Origin of the sequence: Nonomuraea pusilla (assembly GCF_900109355.1) — a bacterium.
In the GTDB taxonomy this organism is placed as follows: domain Bacteria; phylum Actinomycetota; class Actinomycetes; order Streptosporangiales; family Streptosporangiaceae; genus Nonomuraea; species Nonomuraea pusilla.
On the sequence record NZ_FOBF01000004.1, the window covers coordinates 263,651 to 279,119 of the forward strand.

Annotated in this window: 13 protein-coding genes; 5 read left to right on the plus strand and 8 right to left on the minus strand. The window is 71.9% G+C overall.

Annotation, left to right across the window (positions count from 1 at the left end; genetic code table 11):
• Positions 1-11 precede the first annotated feature (11 nt).
• The 8 genes from bldD to BMX74_RS10285 form a co-directional block, all read right to left on the minus strand.
• Positions 12-506 (minus strand): transcriptional regulator BldD, encoded by a 495-nt coding sequence (gene bldD, locus BMX74_RS10250; protein WP_055503136.1) that lies wholly within the window; start codon positions 504-506, stop codon positions 12-14.
• A 300-nt stretch (positions 507-806) separates the two neighbouring features.
• Positions 807-1,724: a universal stress protein gene (locus BMX74_RS10255; RefSeq protein WP_091099874.1), complete on the minus strand. Its 918-nt coding sequence runs from the start codon at positions 1,722-1,724 to the stop codon at positions 807-809.
• The gene (locus tag BMX74_RS10260) at positions 1,721-3,145 is read right to left on the minus strand and encodes an amino acid permease (RefSeq protein ID WP_091099876.1); all 1,425 of its coding nucleotides are present in this window, start codon (positions 3,143-3,145) and stop codon (positions 1,721-1,723) included. Before BMX74_RS10260 ends, BMX74_RS10255 begins: the two co-directional genes overlap by 4 nt.
• Positions 3,146-3,154: 9 nt before the next feature.
• On the minus strand, positions 3,155-4,090 hold the full coding sequence (gene arcC, locus BMX74_RS10265; RefSeq protein ID WP_091099879.1) for a carbamate kinase: 936 nt from the start codon (positions 4,088-4,090) through the stop codon (positions 3,155-3,157).
• 32 nt (positions 4,091-4,122) lie between these two features.
• Positions 4,123-5,367: an arginine deiminase gene (locus BMX74_RS10270; protein ID WP_055503132.1), complete on the minus strand. Its 1,245-nt coding sequence runs from the start codon at positions 5,365-5,367 to the stop codon at positions 4,123-4,125.
• Positions 5,364-6,794 (minus strand): amino acid permease, encoded by a 1,431-nt coding sequence (locus BMX74_RS10275; RefSeq protein ID WP_091099882.1) that lies wholly within the window; start codon positions 6,792-6,794, stop codon positions 5,364-5,366. The genes BMX74_RS10270 and BMX74_RS10275 overlap by 4 nt, the downstream gene beginning before the upstream one ends.
• A 144-nt stretch (positions 6,795-6,938) precedes the next feature.
• Positions 6,939-7,181: a DUF3040 domain-containing protein gene (locus BMX74_RS10280; protein WP_055503130.1), complete on the minus strand. Its 243-nt coding sequence runs from the start codon at positions 7,179-7,181 to the stop codon at positions 6,939-6,941.
• Positions 7,182-7,246: 65 nt separating this feature from the next.
• A complete protein-coding gene (locus tag BMX74_RS10285) occupies positions 7,247-8,155 on the minus strand; it encodes a F0F1 ATP synthase subunit gamma (RefSeq protein WP_091099884.1) in 909 nt (302 codons plus the stop codon).
• 149 nt (positions 8,156-8,304) lie between these two features.
• On the opposite strand from BMX74_RS10285, the gene pyrR reads away from it, so the two are divergent.
• From pyrR to carB, 5 genes are read left to right on the plus strand one after another with little or no spacing between them, the layout of a single operon-like run.
• Complete coding sequence (gene pyrR, locus BMX74_RS10290) at positions 8,305-8,862, plus strand: bifunctional pyr operon transcriptional regulator/uracil phosphoribosyltransferase PyrR (protein ID WP_055503128.1); 558 nt, start codon at positions 8,305-8,307, stop codon at positions 8,860-8,862.
• Complete coding sequence (locus BMX74_RS10295) at positions 8,859-9,776, plus strand: aspartate carbamoyltransferase catalytic subunit (protein ID WP_055503127.1); 918 nt, start codon at positions 8,859-8,861, stop codon at positions 9,774-9,776. Before pyrR ends, BMX74_RS10295 begins: the two co-directional genes overlap by 4 nt.
• Positions 9,773-11,074, plus strand: a complete 1,302-nt coding sequence (locus tag BMX74_RS10300) for a dihydroorotase (protein WP_091099887.1) — start codon at positions 9,773-9,775, stop codon at positions 11,072-11,074. Before BMX74_RS10295 ends, BMX74_RS10300 begins: the two co-directional genes overlap by 4 nt.
• A complete protein-coding gene (gene carA, locus BMX74_RS10305) occupies positions 11,071-12,177 on the plus strand; it encodes a glutamine-hydrolyzing carbamoyl-phosphate synthase small subunit (protein ID WP_091099889.1) in 1,107 nt (368 codons plus the stop codon). The genes BMX74_RS10300 and carA overlap by 4 nt, the downstream gene beginning before the upstream one ends.
• Positions 12,164-15,451: a carbamoyl-phosphate synthase large subunit gene (carB, locus tag BMX74_RS10310; RefSeq protein WP_055503124.1), complete on the plus strand. Its 3,288-nt coding sequence runs from the start codon at positions 12,164-12,166 to the stop codon at positions 15,449-15,451. Before carA ends, carB begins: the two co-directional genes overlap by 14 nt.
• Positions 15,452-15,469 lie beyond the last annotated feature (18 nt).

A 15,469-nucleotide genomic window follows, 5' to 3' on the forward strand; every position in this document is an offset into this window, starting at 1 on the left:
GAGCGTCAGGGTCAGAAGGACTCGACGGCCCTGCGGGCCTCCGCGTCCAGCACGCCCCAGCTGATGAGCTCCTCGGTCAGCTCGCTCGGCGACTTGTCGTAGATCACGGCAAGGGAGCGGAGGTCCTCCTGGCGGATCGACAGGACCTTGCCGTTGTAGTCGCCGCGCTGGCTCTGGATGGTGGCGGCATAACGGGCGAGCGCCCCCGCCTTCTCCTTCGGCAGCGCCGCAAGCCTCTCCAGGTCGATCACAAGCTTCGGCGTCGGCCCCAGCGGGCTCGGCGCCGCTCCTCCGGGCAGCAGCTCGGAGACGGGCACCCCGTAGAAGTCGGCAAGCTCGGCAAGCTTCTGCACCGTGACGGCGCGGTCGCCACGCTCGTACGAGCCCACGACCACGGCTTTCCACCTGCCGCGGGACTTCTCTTCGACTCCATGCAGGGACAGGCCCTGCTGGGTGCGGATGGCGCGGAGTCGTGCACCCAGCGACTTGGCGTACTCAGACGGCATCGTGTGGCCCCCCGGCTCTCGTATGTATCGCTCTCAGTAGATTGTGCTCCCTTGCGGCGAATGCCCGTGCCACCGGGGGGTCTGGTGCCGAGCTCGGCACCATCGGTAGCCATGGCCCCGGGTTTACCCCAGCACGCCGCGCGGGTGGTTACGCACAGTGACGGTAAAGGCGAGGGCGGCTGAGGTCAAGCTGATTGGAAAAAAGATGCCGAATCCGGTGCGGCAGGGAACGCCACATACGCCCCTAGTGTCCCGAAAGTACCGTTAGTTCGTCACAGTTTGCCGACAGTCGCCCCACCGTCAGGGCTGTCGCGTCAGAATCATGACAGGCCGCGTCGCGGCCCGCACGATCTTGAGTGAGGTGTCCCCGAGGAAGACCCGGCGCAGCGGCCCGGTCTCGCTGGAGGCGCAGATGATGAGCTCCCCTGGCAGCCAGGAGGCGGCGCGGAGCGCCTGGGCGATGGTGCGGCCCTCCAGCACCTCGACCTCCACCTGGCACCGCCTGCGCTGGCCCCTGGCCGCGACCCGCAGGTCCGCGGCCGCCTGCTCGCGCAGCCGCGCGAGCATCTCCTGGCCGGCCCCGGCCCGCCTGCCGCCCCCGCCGACGGCGGCCCCCGGCCCCGTCGCGCCGCCGCCCCCGAACCCGTGCGTGACCACCATCGTGACGAGCCGCAGCGGCAGGTCGAGCGCGACGGCGGCCCTGGCGGCGCGGGCGACGGCCGCGTCGGCGCCGGGACCGCGCCGGTAGGCGACGGTGAGCCGGTCGAACGCGGGGGGAGGGTCCTGGGCGTAGCCGCGCGGGGCCAGCAGCACCGGCACCGTGGACGAGTGCAGCAACTGGTCGGCCGTGCTGCCGACGCCGATGCGGCCCCGTGCGCCGCCCGGCGCCGACCCGATGACGACGACGTCCGCGCCGCGCCTGCGCGCCAGCTCCACCAGCCCGCGCCCGCTGCCCCTGCCTGCCTGCACGACGTACTCGGCCTCGTCGCCCGCCAGCGACCGCGCCTGCGCCAGCGTGGCCTCGGCCTGCTCCTTCAGGTACGCCCGCCACGCGTACGCCTCCGCCCTGGCCGGCCCCGGCGTGGACCAGGAGGGCGGCTGCACGGTGGCGACGGTCAGCCGGCCGTGGGCCCGGCGGGCGAGCAGCATGGCCAGGGCGAGGCCGTCGCGGCCGCGCGGTTCGGGGATGAAACCGCAAAGGACGCTGTCGAACCTCATCCGACGACCTCGGTGTTCAGCCGCGAGTGGCGGTAGCCGTACGCGAAGTAGCAGATCAGCCCGGCCAGCATCCACAGGCCGAACGCCTGCCAGGTGACGCCCGCGAGCCCGGCCATGACGACGACGCACAGGACGGCGCCGATCACCGGCGTGGCGGGGAAGAGGGGCGTGCGGAAGCTGCGCGGCAGCTCGGGGCTGCGGCGGCGCAGGACGAGCACGCCGATGTTCACGATGGTGAAGGCGAACAGGGTGCCGATGCTGGTGGCCTCGGCGAGCTGCCCGAGCGGCACGAGCCCGGCGAGGACGGAGATGAACGCGGCGACGATCAGCGTGTTGGCGACGGGCACCTGGCGGCGCGGGTTCACCTCCTCGAAGACGCGGGGGACGAGCCCGTCGCGGGACATGGCGAACAGGATGCGCGTCTGGCCGTACATGACGGTGAGGACGACGCTGGCGATGGCCACGACCGCGCCGAACGCGACGATCACGCCGGGCCAGGTGGAGCCGGCGGCGAGGTTGACGATGTGGGCGAGGCCGGCCTCGGACCCCTGCTCCTCGAAGGCGGTCCACGGCAGGGCGCCGATGGCGGCGACGGAGACGAGGACGTACACGAGGGTGACGACGGCCAGCGACAGGATGATCGCGAGCGGCAGGTCGCGCCTGGGGTTGCGGGCCTCCTCGCCGGCGGTGGAGGCGGCGTCGAACCCGATGTACGAGAAGAACACCTGGGACGCGGCCGCCGTCACGCCGGCCACCCCCATGGGGGCGAACGGCGCGAAGTTGCCCGCCTTGAACGCGGTGAACGCCACGGCGCAGAAGAACATCAGCACGCCCACCTTGACGAGCACGAAGACGGCGTTGGCCCGCGCGCTCTCGGAGGCGCCGTGCAGGAGGAGCCAGGTGGCGAGGAGCACGACGAGGATCGCGGTGAGGTTCACCACGCCGCCGTCCTGGCCGGGGGAGCGCGTGACGGCGTCGGGCAGGGTGAAGCCGAGCAGGGAGCCGAGGAAGGCGTTCAGGTACTCGCCCCAGCCGACGGCGACGGCGGCGACGGAGACGGCGTACTCCAGCATCAGGCACCAGCCGCAGATCCAGGCGACCAGCTCCCCGAGCGTCGCGTACGCGTACGAGTAGGACGACCCGGACACCGGGATGGTGCCGGCGAGCTCGGCGTACGACAGGGCGGAGAACAGCGCGGTGACGGCGGCCAGCAGGAACGACAGCACCACGGCAGGGCCGGCCTTGGGCACGGCCTGGCCGAGGATGACGAAGATGCCGGTGCCCAGGGTGGCGCCGACGCTGAACAGGGTGAGCTGCCACAGCGACATGGTGCGGCGCAGCTCGCCGCCCTCGCCGTGGCCGCCCTCGGCGACGAGGATCTCGGCGGGCTTGGTGCGCAGGAGCCTCCGGGCCAGGGTCATGCCGCGCTCCTACAGGGTGCTCGTCAGCGGCCAGCGGCCGCCGGGTGTGACGATGGTGCCGGCGGCGCCCGCCAGGACGGCCTCGGCCTGGTCGAGCCGGCCGATGGCGGCCATGTCGCCGGTGGTCTCGACGAACCGGCAGGCCGCCTCGATCTTCGGCCCCATCGACCCGGCGGGGAAGTCGAGGGCGCGCAGCTCGTGCGGGGTGGTGTGGGCGATCTCGGTCTGGTGGGGGGTGCCGAAGTCCCGCATGACGCGGGGGACGTCGGTGAGGATGAGGAAGGCGTCGCATTCGAGCGCCTCGGCCAGCATGGACGCGGTGAGGTCCTTGTCGATCACGGCTTCGACGCCGGTGAGCCGGCCGCGGGCGTCGCGCACGACGGGGATGCCGCCGCCGCCCGCGCAGACCACGACGACGCCCTCGCGCAGCATCATCCGGATGAGCCGGGTCTCGACGACCCGCTGCGGCGCGGGGGAGGGGACGACGCGCCGCCAGTACGGCCCGTCGGGCTTGACGGTCCAGCCGAACTCGGCGGCCAGCTTGCGCGCCTCGTCCTCCTCGTAGACCTGGCCGACGAACTTGGTGGGGTCGTCGAAGGCGGGGTCGACGGCGGAGACCAGGGTCTGCGTGACCACGGCGAGCACCTGGCGGCCGGGCAGGGCGTTCTGCAGGGCCTGCTGCATCCAGTACCCGATCATGCCCTGCGTCTGCGCGCCGAGCGTGTCGAACGGGTAGGGCCTGCTCAGGTTGGGGTCGCTGGCGCTCTCCAGCGCGAGCACGCCCACCTGGGGGCCGTTTCCGTGGGTGATGACCAGTTCGTGAGTCTCGGCGAGGGCGGCGAGCGTCCTGACAGCGTGGCGAAGGTTGTCCTTCTGCGTCTCGGCGTCCGGCCGCTGTCCGCGGCGCAGCAGCGCGTTGCCGCCGAGCGCGACGATGACCCGCATTGAGCCTCCCAGTTCGTCCGGCGCGGCGGCGGTCAGACGCCGTCGCGCTCGAGGGGGCAGCTCATGCAACGCGGGCCGCCGCGGCCCCGGCCGAGCTCGCTGCCGCGGATGGTGACGACCTCGATGCCGTGGTCGCGCAGGTGGTTGTTGGTGGTGGTGTTGCGCTCGTAGGCGATGACGACGCCGGGCTCGACGGCCAGGCCGTTGCAGCCGTCGTCCCACTGCTCCCGCGCGGCGGCGTAGACGTCCTGGGTGGGGGTGAGGACGGTGATGTCGTCCAGGTCGAGCGCGTGGGCGATGGCCCTGTGCATGTCCTCGGGCGGGTGGTCGGTGACCTTGAGCTCCTTGTCGTTGGGGCCGGGCTCGATCGTGTACGCCGGCAGCATGCCGAGGCCGGCGTACTTGGTGAACACGCCCACGTCCAGCATGGTCATGACGGTGTCGAGGTGCATGAAGGCGCGGGCCTTCGGCAGGTCCACGGCCACGATCGTGGTGGCGGAGCCGGCCCTGAACAGCTCGCGGGCGAGCATCTCGACGGCCTGCGGCTGGGTGCGTTCGCTCATCCCGACGAGCACGGCGCCGCGCCCGATCACGAGCACGTCGCCGCCCTCCAGGGTGGCGGGCGCGACCTTGCGGCCCTGCATCCAGACGTGGTAGCCGCCGGCCTCGGGGCGGTCGAAGCCGGACGCGAACATGGGGTGGAACCGGTAGATCGCCTCCATGTTGATCGTCTCGCGCATGCGGGCCTTCTTGCGCATGGCGTTGACGGAGACGCCGTCGTAGATCCAGCAGGACGTGTCGCGGGTGAACAGGTGGTTGGGCAGCGGCGGCAGGACGAAGTCGTCGTCGCCGAGGACGTGGAAGGCCATCGACCTGGGCGAGCAGCCCAGCGCGACCAGCTCGCGCTTGGTGATGCCGCCGGTCAGGTGCATCTGCAGGGTGGCCGCGTCGAGCGCGTCGAGAGCGCTGCGGATGTCGTCGACGGCCAGGGGGCCGAGCCAGCGCTCGTCCACGGCGGCGTCCAGGATCTGCTCGCGCGCCTCCGGGATGTCCACGGTCTCCCTGAGCAGGTCCGACAGCATGTGGACCTCGACGCCGCGCTCGCGCAGCACCCGCTGGAACTCCTCGTGCTCCTCCACGGCGCGCTGCACCCACAGCACGTCGTCGAAGAGGAAGTCGTCCTTGTTGGACGGGGTGAGCCGCTTGAGCGCCAGCTCGGGCGTGTGGAGCAGGACCCTGCGGAGCCTGCCCACCTCGGAATCGACATGGAACCTCATCCTGTGTCTATCCCCTCGACGAGGCGCGAGTCACGCGGGCCGCACTCACCGCGTCTCGCCTTCAGCCAGATGTAGACGGGCACGCCGGCCAGCAGCATGAGGACGCCCCCGAGGACGGCGTCGGCGCCGGAGCCGTACGCCATCCAGAACGAGAACAGCAGGGCGAGCAGCGCGACGAGCAGGTCGCGCGCGAGCCTGGCCCCGGCGACCGCGCGCGTGCCGGTGGCCAGCCAGAGGACCTGGGCGGCGGCCGAGAAGAAGTACGGGATCACCGTGGTGAACGAGGCCAGCAGCACGATCGTGCGGAAGGAGTCGGAGGAGGCGTAGCCGACGAGCAGCATGAGGGAGGTGAGCGCGGTCCCGGCGAGGACGCCCACGTAGGGGGCGCCGCGCGCGGACGTCCTGGCGAAGGCGGGCGGGAACATGCCGTGCCTGGCGGCGGCCATGGGCATCTCGGCGACGAGCAGTGTCCAGCCGTTGAGCGCGCCGAGGCCGGAGACCACCGCGCACAGCGCGATGACGACGCCGCCGGCGGAGCCGCCCGCCATCTGGTCGAGCGCGTCGGCGAAGGGCGCGCTGGAGCGGGCGAGCCGCTCGTGCGGGACGGTGCCCATGACCGCGACCGTGGTGAGCAGGTACAGGGCGGCGCACGCCAGCACCCCGGCGACGCTGGCCCGGCCGACGGTGCGGGCGGGGTCCCTGACCTTCCCCGCGGCCACGGCGACGCTCTCGACGCCGGAGTAGATGAACAGCGTCACCGCGCCGGCGGTGGACAGCGCGCCGACCCAGCCGCCGGTGGTGGCGTTGAAGGCGGGGAAGTTGCGGACCTGGAAGAAGAGCAGGCCCACGACGGCGACGAGCAGCAGCGGCACGAACTTGAGCACGGCGGTGACGGTCTGGAAGGCGGCCATGTTGCGCACGCCCATGAGGTTGACCGCGGCCGGGATCGACAGCCCGGCCAGGCCGACGGCGACGGAGCCGGCGGTGCCGCCCCAGTCGAGCCCGAGGAGGTGGCGGGCGGCGTACTGGACGTAGCCGACCCAGGCCACCGCGATGGCGGCGTTGCCGATCCACGCGGTCAGCCAGAACGACCAGGAGATCCAGAAGCCGGCGAACTCGCCGAACGCCTCCCGCGCGTACGCGTAGGGGCCGCCGCTGACCGGCATGCGGGCGCCGAGCCTGCCGAAGACGAGGGCCATGGCGACGGCGCCGAGCGTGACGAGGACCATCGCGACGAGGCTGACCGTGCCGATGGCGGCCAGCGAGGCGGGCAGCAGGAAGATGCCGGTGCCGACGACGTTGCCGATGACGAGCGCGACGGCGGACCCGAAGCCGAGTCCGGCGGGGGCGGGGGAGCGGGAGCTCCGCGGAGCCGTGGCCGCGGGGCCGCCGGGCAGCGTGCCGTCGGACGGTGGCGCCTCCCCCATCGTGTGTCCCCCGGCCCGGATCCTGAGGGCCGCGGCGGGTCAGGTCCCGGCAGGCCCAGCTGTCACACCGGCCGCCGCTGGCGCACGCGGCCGCTCATGACCCTGCCCTCACGGAACGGGACTGACACGGAAGGGAACGGTAAATTACCTGATCGAGGTGTTGGTGAGGCCGTTGCCCGACCCCGACAGCAGCAGCACCAGCGCGAACACGGCCAGGCACACGGCGATGAGCGCCACCGGCCAGCCCTCGTGCGAGGAGGGGGAGCAGGCGGCCTCCGCCCTGCGGGCGCCGAAGGCCGACAGCCGCTTCACCAGTGCCGGGTCGTCCTCCTTGAGCCGGCGGGCGATCGCCTCGAGAACGGCCTGCTCGCGCGCGGACAGCCCCATGGTGTTACCTCCCCCTAAAACCCAGATAGAGGAGGTTTTATACCGATATGTCGTAAATTGGCAAATCAGGAGTGCCTGAGCGCCTCCGCCCCGCCCACGATCTCGCTGATCTCCGTCGTGATCTCGGCCTGCCTGGCCTCGTTCGCCTCGCGCGTCAGCCGCTCGATCAGCTCGTGCGCGTTCTCCGTGGCCGCCATCATCGCCGCCCGCCTGGCCGCGTGCTCCGACGCCGCCGACGACAGCAGCATGTGCCACAGCCGCGAGCGCACGTACGTGCGCAGCAGCCGGTCGAGGATCTCCTCGGGGGAGGGGTCGAACTCGTACGGCGCGAGCAGCGGCGCCCGCCCCTCCGGCCACGACCGCGCGAGCTCCTCCTCCACCACGAGCGGCAGGATCCGCGTCACCGTCACCCGCTGGGCCAGCATCGACACGAACCGCGTGTAGACGACGTGCACCTCGCCCACCCCGCCCTCGCCCGTCGGGGTGTCGAACGCCTCGATGAGCGTCCGCCCGATCTCGGCCGCCGTGGCGTAGTCGGGGGCGCCGCTCACGCCCGTCCACTGCCCGGCCACCGGCCTGCCGCGGAAGCGGAACCAGTCCACGCCCTTGCGGCCCGCCACGTAGTGGACGGGCCGCTTGCCCTGCCCCTCCAGCAGGCCGCTCAGCGCCTGCTCCTGCCTGAGGACGTTGCCGTTGAAACCGCCGGCGAACCCCCTGTCGCTGGTGAGCAGCAGCACCGCGACGCGTGAGGCGTCCGGCCGCTCGTCCAGCAGCGGGTGGTCCATCCGCATCCGGTGGCTGACCAGCGCCGTCACCGCCCTGGAGATCTCCCGCGCGTACGGCTCGGCCGCCGCCGCGCGGTCCCTGGCCCTGCCCACCCGCGAGGACGCGATCAGCTCCTGGGCCCGCGTGATCTTCGCCGTGGACGTGACCGATCTGATCCGCCCGCGGATCCGCCGCAGCTGAGCACCCATCGCGGTCCCCGATCGCCTCGCGTGCCTCCCGCGCACCGTGATCGCCGCGGGACCCTCGGCATTGTGGCTGGTAGCCCCTGGTACTGTGTGTCCCGGCCAACACCCTTTAAGCCCCGTCCTGTGAGGCGGGAAAGGTGGTGAGATACCTCATGCCCGAAAACGGGCCCCTGTCCAGGGCCGTCCTCGAAGGCCCCGACATCCACCGCGCTCTCACGCGCATCGCGCACGAGATCCTCGAACGCACCAAGGGCGCCGGCGACGTGGTGCTCCTCGGGATCCCCACCCGCGGCGCGACGCTCGCGCAGCGGCTCGGCGGCCGCATCGAGCAGTTCGAAGGCGTCAAGATCCCGGTCGGCTCGATCGACATCACCATGTACCGCGACGACCTGCGGCTGCGGCCCGCGCGCCCGCTCGGCCGCACCGAGCTGCCCTCCGACGGCATCGACGGCAAGGTCGTCGTGCTGGTCGACGACGTCCTGTTCTCCGGCCGCACGGTCCGCGCCGCGCTCGACGCGCTGAACGACCTCGGCAGGCCCACCGCCGTGCAGCTCGCCACGCTGGTCGACCGCGGCCACCGCGAGCTGCCCATCCGCGCCGACTACGTCGGCAAGAACCTCCCCACCGCCAAGAGCGAGAAGGTGAAGGTCTTCCTCCAGGAGACCGACGGCCGCGACGCGGTGCTGCTCATCAAGGAGGAGGCCAGGTGAACCGCCACCTCATCTCCGCGGGAGACCTCGGCAAGGACGACGCCCTGCTCATCCTCGACACCGCCGAGGAGCTGGCGAGGGTCTCGGAGCGGTCCATCAAGAAGCTGCCCACGCTGCGCGGACGCACCGTGGTCAACCTCTTCTTCGAGGACTCCACCCGCACCCGCATCTCCTTCGAGGCCGCCGCCAAGCGGCTGTCCGCCGACGTGATCAACTTCTCGGCCAAGGGGTCCAGCGTCTCCAAGGGCGAGTCGCTGAAGGACACCGCGCTGACGCTGGAGGCCATGGGCGCCGACGCGGTCGTCATCCGCCACAGCGCCTCGGGCGCGCCGCACCGCCTGGCCACCTGGGTGCGCGGCAGCGTGCTCAACGCCGGCGACGGCACGCACGAGCACCCCACGCAGGCCCTGCTCGACGCCTTCTCCATGCGCCGCCGGCTCGGCGGGCTCGAAGGCCGCAAGGTCACGATCGTCGGCGACGTGCTGCACAGCCGCGTCGCCCGCTCCAACGTGCTGCTGCTCGGCACGCTCGGAGCCGAGGTCACCCTGGTCGCGCCGCCCACGCTGCTGCCCGTCTCGGTCGGCTCCTGGCCGTGCGAGGTCTCCTACGACCTCGACGCGGTGCTGCCGAAGTCCGACGTCGTCATGATGCTGCGCGTGCAGAAGGAGCGGATGAACGCCGCCTACTTCCCCAGCGAGCGCGAGTACTCCCGCCGGTACGGCCTCGACCGCGACCGGTTCGCCAAGATGCCCGACGACGCGATCGTCATGCACCCCGGCCCGATGAACCGGGGCATGGAGATCGCCGCGGAGGTGGCCGACTCGCCGCGCTCGACGATCGTCGAGCAGGTCGCCAACGGCGTCACCATCCGCATGGCCGTCCTGTACCTGCTGCTCGGGGGAGAGACCGCGTGATCATCCGTAACGTCAGGATCCTGGGCGGCGAGCCGGTCGACATCCGCGTCGAGAACGGCCTGATCGCCGCCGTCACCCCGGCGGGGGCGCAGCCGCCCGCCGCCGGCGACCAGGTGGTCGAGGGCCAGGGCGCCCTCGCGCTGCCCGGCCTGGTCGACCTGCACACCCACCTGCGCGAGCCCGGCCGCGAGGACGCCGAGACCGTCCAGACGGGCACCCAGTCCGCCGCCCGCGGCGGCTACACCGCCGTGCACGCCATGGCCAACACCTCGCCCGTCGCCGACACCGCCGGCGTGGTCGAGCAGGTGTGGCGGCTCGGCCACGAGTTCGGCCACTGCGACGTCCACCCGGTCGGCGCCGTCACCGTCGGGCTGGAGGGCAGGCAGCTCGCCGAGCTCGGCGCGATGGCCGACTCCGCAGCCCGGGTCCGCGTCTTCTCCGACGACGGCAAGTGCGTCGACGACGCGGTGCTCATGCGGCGCGCCCTGGAGTACGTCAAGGCGTTCGACGGCGTCGTCGCCCAGCACGCCCAGGAGCCTCGGCTCACCGGCGGCGCCCAGATGAACGAGGGCCAGGTCTCCGGCAGGCTCGGCCTGACCGGCTGGCCCGCGGTCGCCGAGGAGGCGATCATCGCCCGCGACTGCCTGCTCGCCGCGCACGTCGGCTCCAGGCTGCACGTCTGCCACGTCTCCACCGCGGGCTCGGTGGAGATCCTGCGCTGGGCCAAGTCCAAGGGCTGGGACGTCACCGCCGAGGTCACCCCGCACCACCTGCTCCTCACCGACGACCTCGTCGAGGAGTCGCCGGTCGGCGCGTACAACCCGATCTACAAGGTCAACCCGCCGCTGCGCACCCGCGCCGACGTCGAGGCGCTGCGCGAGGCGCTGGCCGACGGCACCATCGACGTCGTCGCCACCGACCACGCGCCGCACCCGGTCGAGGACAAGGAGACCGAGTGGTCGGCCGCCGCCATGGGCATGGTGGGCCTGGAGACCGCGCTCAGCGTGGTGCAGGAGGCCATGGTCGAGACCGGCCTGCTCGACTGGGCGGGCGTGGCCGACCGCATGTCGGCCGCGCCGGCCCGCATCGGCCGCCTGAGCGGCCAGGGGCAGCCCCTGCAGGTGGGCTCCCCGGCCAACATCGTGCTGTACGACCCGTCGGTACGCACCGAGGTGGATCCGTCCGCGTTCGCGTCGAAGAGCAGGAACACCCCGTACGAGGGGATGACCCTGCCCGGACGGGTCGTCGCCACGTTCCTGCGCGGCAAGCCGACCGTTCTCGAAGGGAAGCTGGTTTGAACACAGCGGTGCTCGTCCTGGAAGACGGCCGAGTCTTCCACGGAACCCCGTACGGCGCCGAAGGCGAGACGTTCGGCGAGATGGTCTTCAACACCGGCATGACCGGTTACCAGGAGACCCTCACCGACCCGTCCTACCACCGGCAGATCGTCGCCATGACGGCGCCCCACATCGGCAACACCGGCGTCAACGACGAGGACCCCGAGTCGGGCCGCGTCTGGGTCGCCGGGTACGTCGTGCGCGAACCGTCCAGGGTGGTGTCGAACTGGCGGGCGAACCGCTCGCTCGACGACTACCTCAAGGAGCAGGGCGTCGTCGGCATCGCCATCGCCGGCACCCGCGCGCTCACCCGCCACCTGCGCGAGCGCGGCGCCATGCGCGCCGGCATCTTCTCCGCCCCGTCCGAGCCCGTCGAGGAGCTCGTCGAGCGGGTGCGGCGCTCTCCCGCCATGGAGGGCTCCGCGCTGGCGGAGGAGGTCACCACCGCCGAGCCGTACGTCGTGCCCGCCATCGGCGCCAAGCGCTTCACCGTCGCGGCCGTCGACCTCGGCATCAAGGGCATGACGCCGCACCGCATGGCCGAACGCGGCTGCGAGGTGCACGTCCTGCCCGCCACCGCCACGTTCGAGGACATCATGGCGGTGCGCCCCGACGGCGTGTTCCTGTCCAACGGCCCTGGCGACCCGGCCACCGTCGACGTCACGCCGCTGCGCCGGGTGCTGGAGGCCGGCCTGCCGTTCTTCGGCATCTGTTTCGGCAACCAGATCTTCGGCAGGGCCCTCGGCCTGTCCACGTACAAGCTGCGCTACGGCCACCGCGGGGTCAACCAGCCCGTGCAGGACGTGCGCACCGGCAAGGTGGAGATCTCCGCCCACAACCACGGGTTCGCGGTCGACGCGCCGCTCGACGGGCCGTTCGACACCCCGTACGGGCCGGCCGAGGTCAGCCACGTCAACCTCAACGACCGCTGCGTGGAGGGGCTGCGCCTGCTCGACGGGCGCGCCTTCTCCGTCCAGTACCACCCGGAGGCCGCGGCGGGGCCCCACGACGCCGCCTATCTCTTCGACGAGTTCTGTGAGGTCATGAGCCGTGCCCAAGCGTGAGGACATCAGGTCCGTCCTGGTGATCGGCTCCGGGCCGATCGTGATCGGCCAGGCGTGCGAGTTCGACTACTCCGGCACCCAGGCCTGCCGCGTGCTGCGGGCCGAGGGCTTCCGCGTCATCCTGGTCAACAGCAACCCCGCGACGATCATGACCGACCCGGAGTTCGCCGACGCCACGTACGTCGAGCCGATCACCCCCGAGTACGTCGAGAAGATCATCGCCAAGGAGCGCCCCGACGCGCTCCTGCCCACCCTCGGCGGCCAGACCGCGCTCAACACCGCGGTCGCGCTGCACGAGTCGGGCGTGCTGGACAAGTACGAGGTCGAGCTGATCGGCGCCGACTTCGACGCCATCCAGGCGGGCGAGAACCGCGAGCGGTTCAAGGAGATCGTCGCCAAGGTCGCCCGCGAGCACGGGCTCAACGCCGAGTCGGCCAGGTCCGTCATCTGCCACACCATCGACGAGTGCCTCGCCGCCGCGGGCGAGCTGGGCTACCCGCTGGTCGTGCGCCCGTCGTTCACCATGGGCGGCGCCGGCTCCGGCTTCGCGTACGACGAGGACGACCTGCGCCGCATCGCCGGCGCCGGGCTCGACGCCTCCCCGACCACCGAGGTGCTCCTGGAGGAGTCCATCCTCGGCTGGAAGGAGTACGAGCTGGAGGTCATGCGCGACAGGGCCGACAACGTCGTCATCGTCTGCTCCATCGAGAACATCGACCCGATGGGCGTCCACACCGGCGACAGCGTCACCGTCGCGCCCGCGCTGACCCTGACCGACCGCGAGTACCAGAACATGCGCGACGTCGCCATCGCGGTCATCCGCGAGGTCGGCGTCGACACCGGCGGCTGCAACATCCAGTTCGCGGTCGACCCGCGCACCGGCCGCATGATCGTCATCGAGATGAACCCGCGCGTGTCCCGCAGCTCCGCGCTCGCCTCCAAGGCCACCGGGTTCCCGATCGCGAAGATCGCCGCCAAGCTCGCCATCGGCTACACGCTCGACGAGATCCCCAACGACATCACCCAGGAGACCCCGGCCTCCTTCGAGCCCACCCTCGACTACATCGTGGTCAAGGTGCCGAGGTTCGCCTTCGAGAAGTTCCGCGGGGCCGACCAGACCCTCACCACCCACATGAAGTCCGTGGGCGAGGCCATGGCCATCGGCCGGTCGTTCCCCGAGGCGCTGCAGAAGGCGCTGCGGTCGCTGGAGAAGAAGGGCTCGTCGTTCAGCTGGGCCGGCGACCCCGGCGACAAGGACGACCTGCTGCGCGCCTGCCGCACCCCGCACGACGGCCGGCTGCGCACCATGCAGCAGGCCATCCGCGCCGGCGCCACCGCCGAGGAGCTGTTCGACGCCACCAGCGTCGACCCGTGGTTCCTCGACCAGCTCTTCCTCCTCCACGAGGAGGCCGAGGCCGTCGCCGCCGCGCCCGAGCTGACCGCCGAGGTGCTGGAGGGCGCCAAGCGGCTCGGCTTCAGCGACGCCCAGATCGCCGAGATCCGCGGCCTCGACGAGCCCCGCGTGCGCGGCCTGCGCCACGAACTCGGGGTGCGCCCCGTCTACAACACCGTCGACACCTGCGCCGCCGAGTTCGCCGCCAAGACGCCGTACCTCTACTCCACCTACGACGAGGAGACCGAGGTCCCGTACGGCGAGCGGCGCAAGGTCATCATCCTCGGCTCCGGCCCCAACCGCATCGGCCAGGGCATCGAGTTCGACTACGCCTGCGTGCACGCCTCGTTCGAGCTGTCCAGGGCCGGGTTCGAGACCGTCATGGTCAACTGCAACCCCGAGACCGTCTCCACCGACTACGACACCTCCGACCGGCTCTACTTCGAGCCGCTCACCCTGGAGGACGTCCTGGAGGTCGTCCACGCCGAGCAGCAGACCGGGCCCGTCGCGGGCGTCATCGTCCAGCTCGGCGGCCAGACCCCGCTCGGCCTGGCGCAGGCGCTCAAGGACGCCGGCGTGCCCGTCGTCGGCACCTCGCCCGAGTCGATCCACCTGGCCGAGGAGCGCGGCGCGTTCGGCCGCGTCCTCGCCGAGGCCGGCCTGCCCGCCCCGCGGCACGGCACCGCCACCACCGTCGCCGAGGCGCTCCAGGTCGCCGAGGAGATCGGCTACCCGGTGCTGGTGCGGCCCTCGTACGTGCTCGGCGGCGCCGGCATGGCCATCGTGTACGACGACGCCACGCTCACCACGTACATGGCGGCCCAGGAGGGCGGCCACCCGGTGCTCGTCGACAAGTTCCTCGACGAGGCCGTCGAGATCGACGTCGACGCGCTCTACGACGGCTCCGAGCTGTACCTCGGCGGCGTCATGGAGCACATCGAGGAGGCCGGCATCCACTCCGGCGACTCCGCCTGCGCCCTGCCGCCCATCACGCTCGGCGGCGCCGACATCAAGCGCATCCGCGCCGCCACCGAGGCCATCGCCGCGGGCGTCGGCGTGCGCGGCCTGCTCAACGTCCAGTACGCCATGTCCGCCGGCGTCCTGTACGTCCTGGAGGCCAACCCGCGCGCCAGCCGTACCGTGCCGTTCGTGTCCAAGGCCACAGCCGTGCCCCTGGCCAAGGCGGCCGCCCGCGTGATGCTCGGCGCCACCCTCGCCGAACTGCGCGCCGAGGGCATGCTGCCCGCCACCGGCGACGGCGGCACGCTGCCGCTCGACGCGTCGATCGCGGTCAAGGAGGCGGTGCTGCCGTTCAACCGCTTCCGCGGCGTCGACACCGTCCTCGGCCCCGAGATGCGCTCCACCGGCGAGGTCATGGGCATCGACGGGTTCTTCGGCATCGCGTACGCGAAGTCCCAAGCGGGGGCCTACGGAGAGCTTCCGACGAAGGGACGCGCGTTCGTATCCGTGGCCAACAGGGACAAGCGTGCGATGATCTTCCCTGTGAAGGCGCTCGCCGATCTGGGCTTCGAGATCCTCGCCACCGAGGGCACGGCCGAGGTGCTGCGGCGCAACGGCGTCCATGCCAAGATCGTGCGCAAGCACAGCGAAGGGACCGGTCCAGGGGGTGAACCCACGATCGTGCAGCGCATCCTCGGCGGCGAGGTCGACCTGATCGTCAACACGCCGTTCGGCAGCCCCGGGCAGTCCGGCCCCAGGCTCGACGGGTACGAGATCCGCACCGCCGCGGTGCTGCGCGGGATCCCGTGCATCACCACGGTCGCCGGCCTGGCCGCCGCCGCGGCCGGCATCCAGGCGATCGTACGCGGCGACGTCGGCGTCCGTTCCCTCCAGGAGCACGCGCAGGCACTACGGGGCTGACCCCCGATCGGGAGGTGA

What these genes read in the sequence shown, in the direction of transcription:
- bldD (WP_055503136.1), bottom strand. Translation starts at nt 506, where the DNA reads ATGCCGTCTGAGTACGCCAAGTCGCTGGGTGCACGACTCCGCGCCATC.
- BMX74_RS10255 (WP_091099874.1), bottom strand. Translation starts at nt 1,724, where the DNA reads ATGAGGTTCGACAGCGTCCTTTGCGGTTTCATCCCCGAACCGCGCGGC.
- BMX74_RS10260 (WP_091099876.1), bottom strand. Translation starts at nt 3,145, where the DNA reads ATGACCCTGGCCCGGAGGCTCCTGCGCACCAAGCCCGCCGAGATCCTC.
- arcC (WP_091099879.1), bottom strand. Translation starts at nt 4,090, where the DNA reads ATGCGGGTCATCGTCGCGCTCGGCGGCAACGCGCTGCTGCGCCGCGGA.
- BMX74_RS10270 (WP_055503132.1), bottom strand. Translation starts at nt 5,367, where the DNA reads ATGAGGTTCCATGTCGATTCCGAGGTGGGCAGGCTCCGCAGGGTCCTG.
- BMX74_RS10275 (WP_091099882.1), bottom strand. Translation starts at nt 6,794, where the DNA reads ATGGGGGAGGCGCCACCGTCCGACGGCACGCTGCCCGGCGGCCCCGCG.
- BMX74_RS10280 (WP_055503130.1), bottom strand. Translation starts at nt 7,181, where the DNA reads ATGGGGCTGTCCGCGCGCGAGCAGGCCGTTCTCGAGGCGATCGCCCGC.
- BMX74_RS10285 (WP_091099884.1), bottom strand. Translation starts at nt 8,155, where the DNA reads ATGGGTGCTCAGCTGCGGCGGATCCGCGGGCGGATCAGATCGGTCACG.
- pyrR (WP_055503128.1), top strand. Translation starts at nt 8,305, where the DNA reads ATGCCCGAAAACGGGCCCCTGTCCAGGGCCGTCCTCGAAGGCCCCGAC.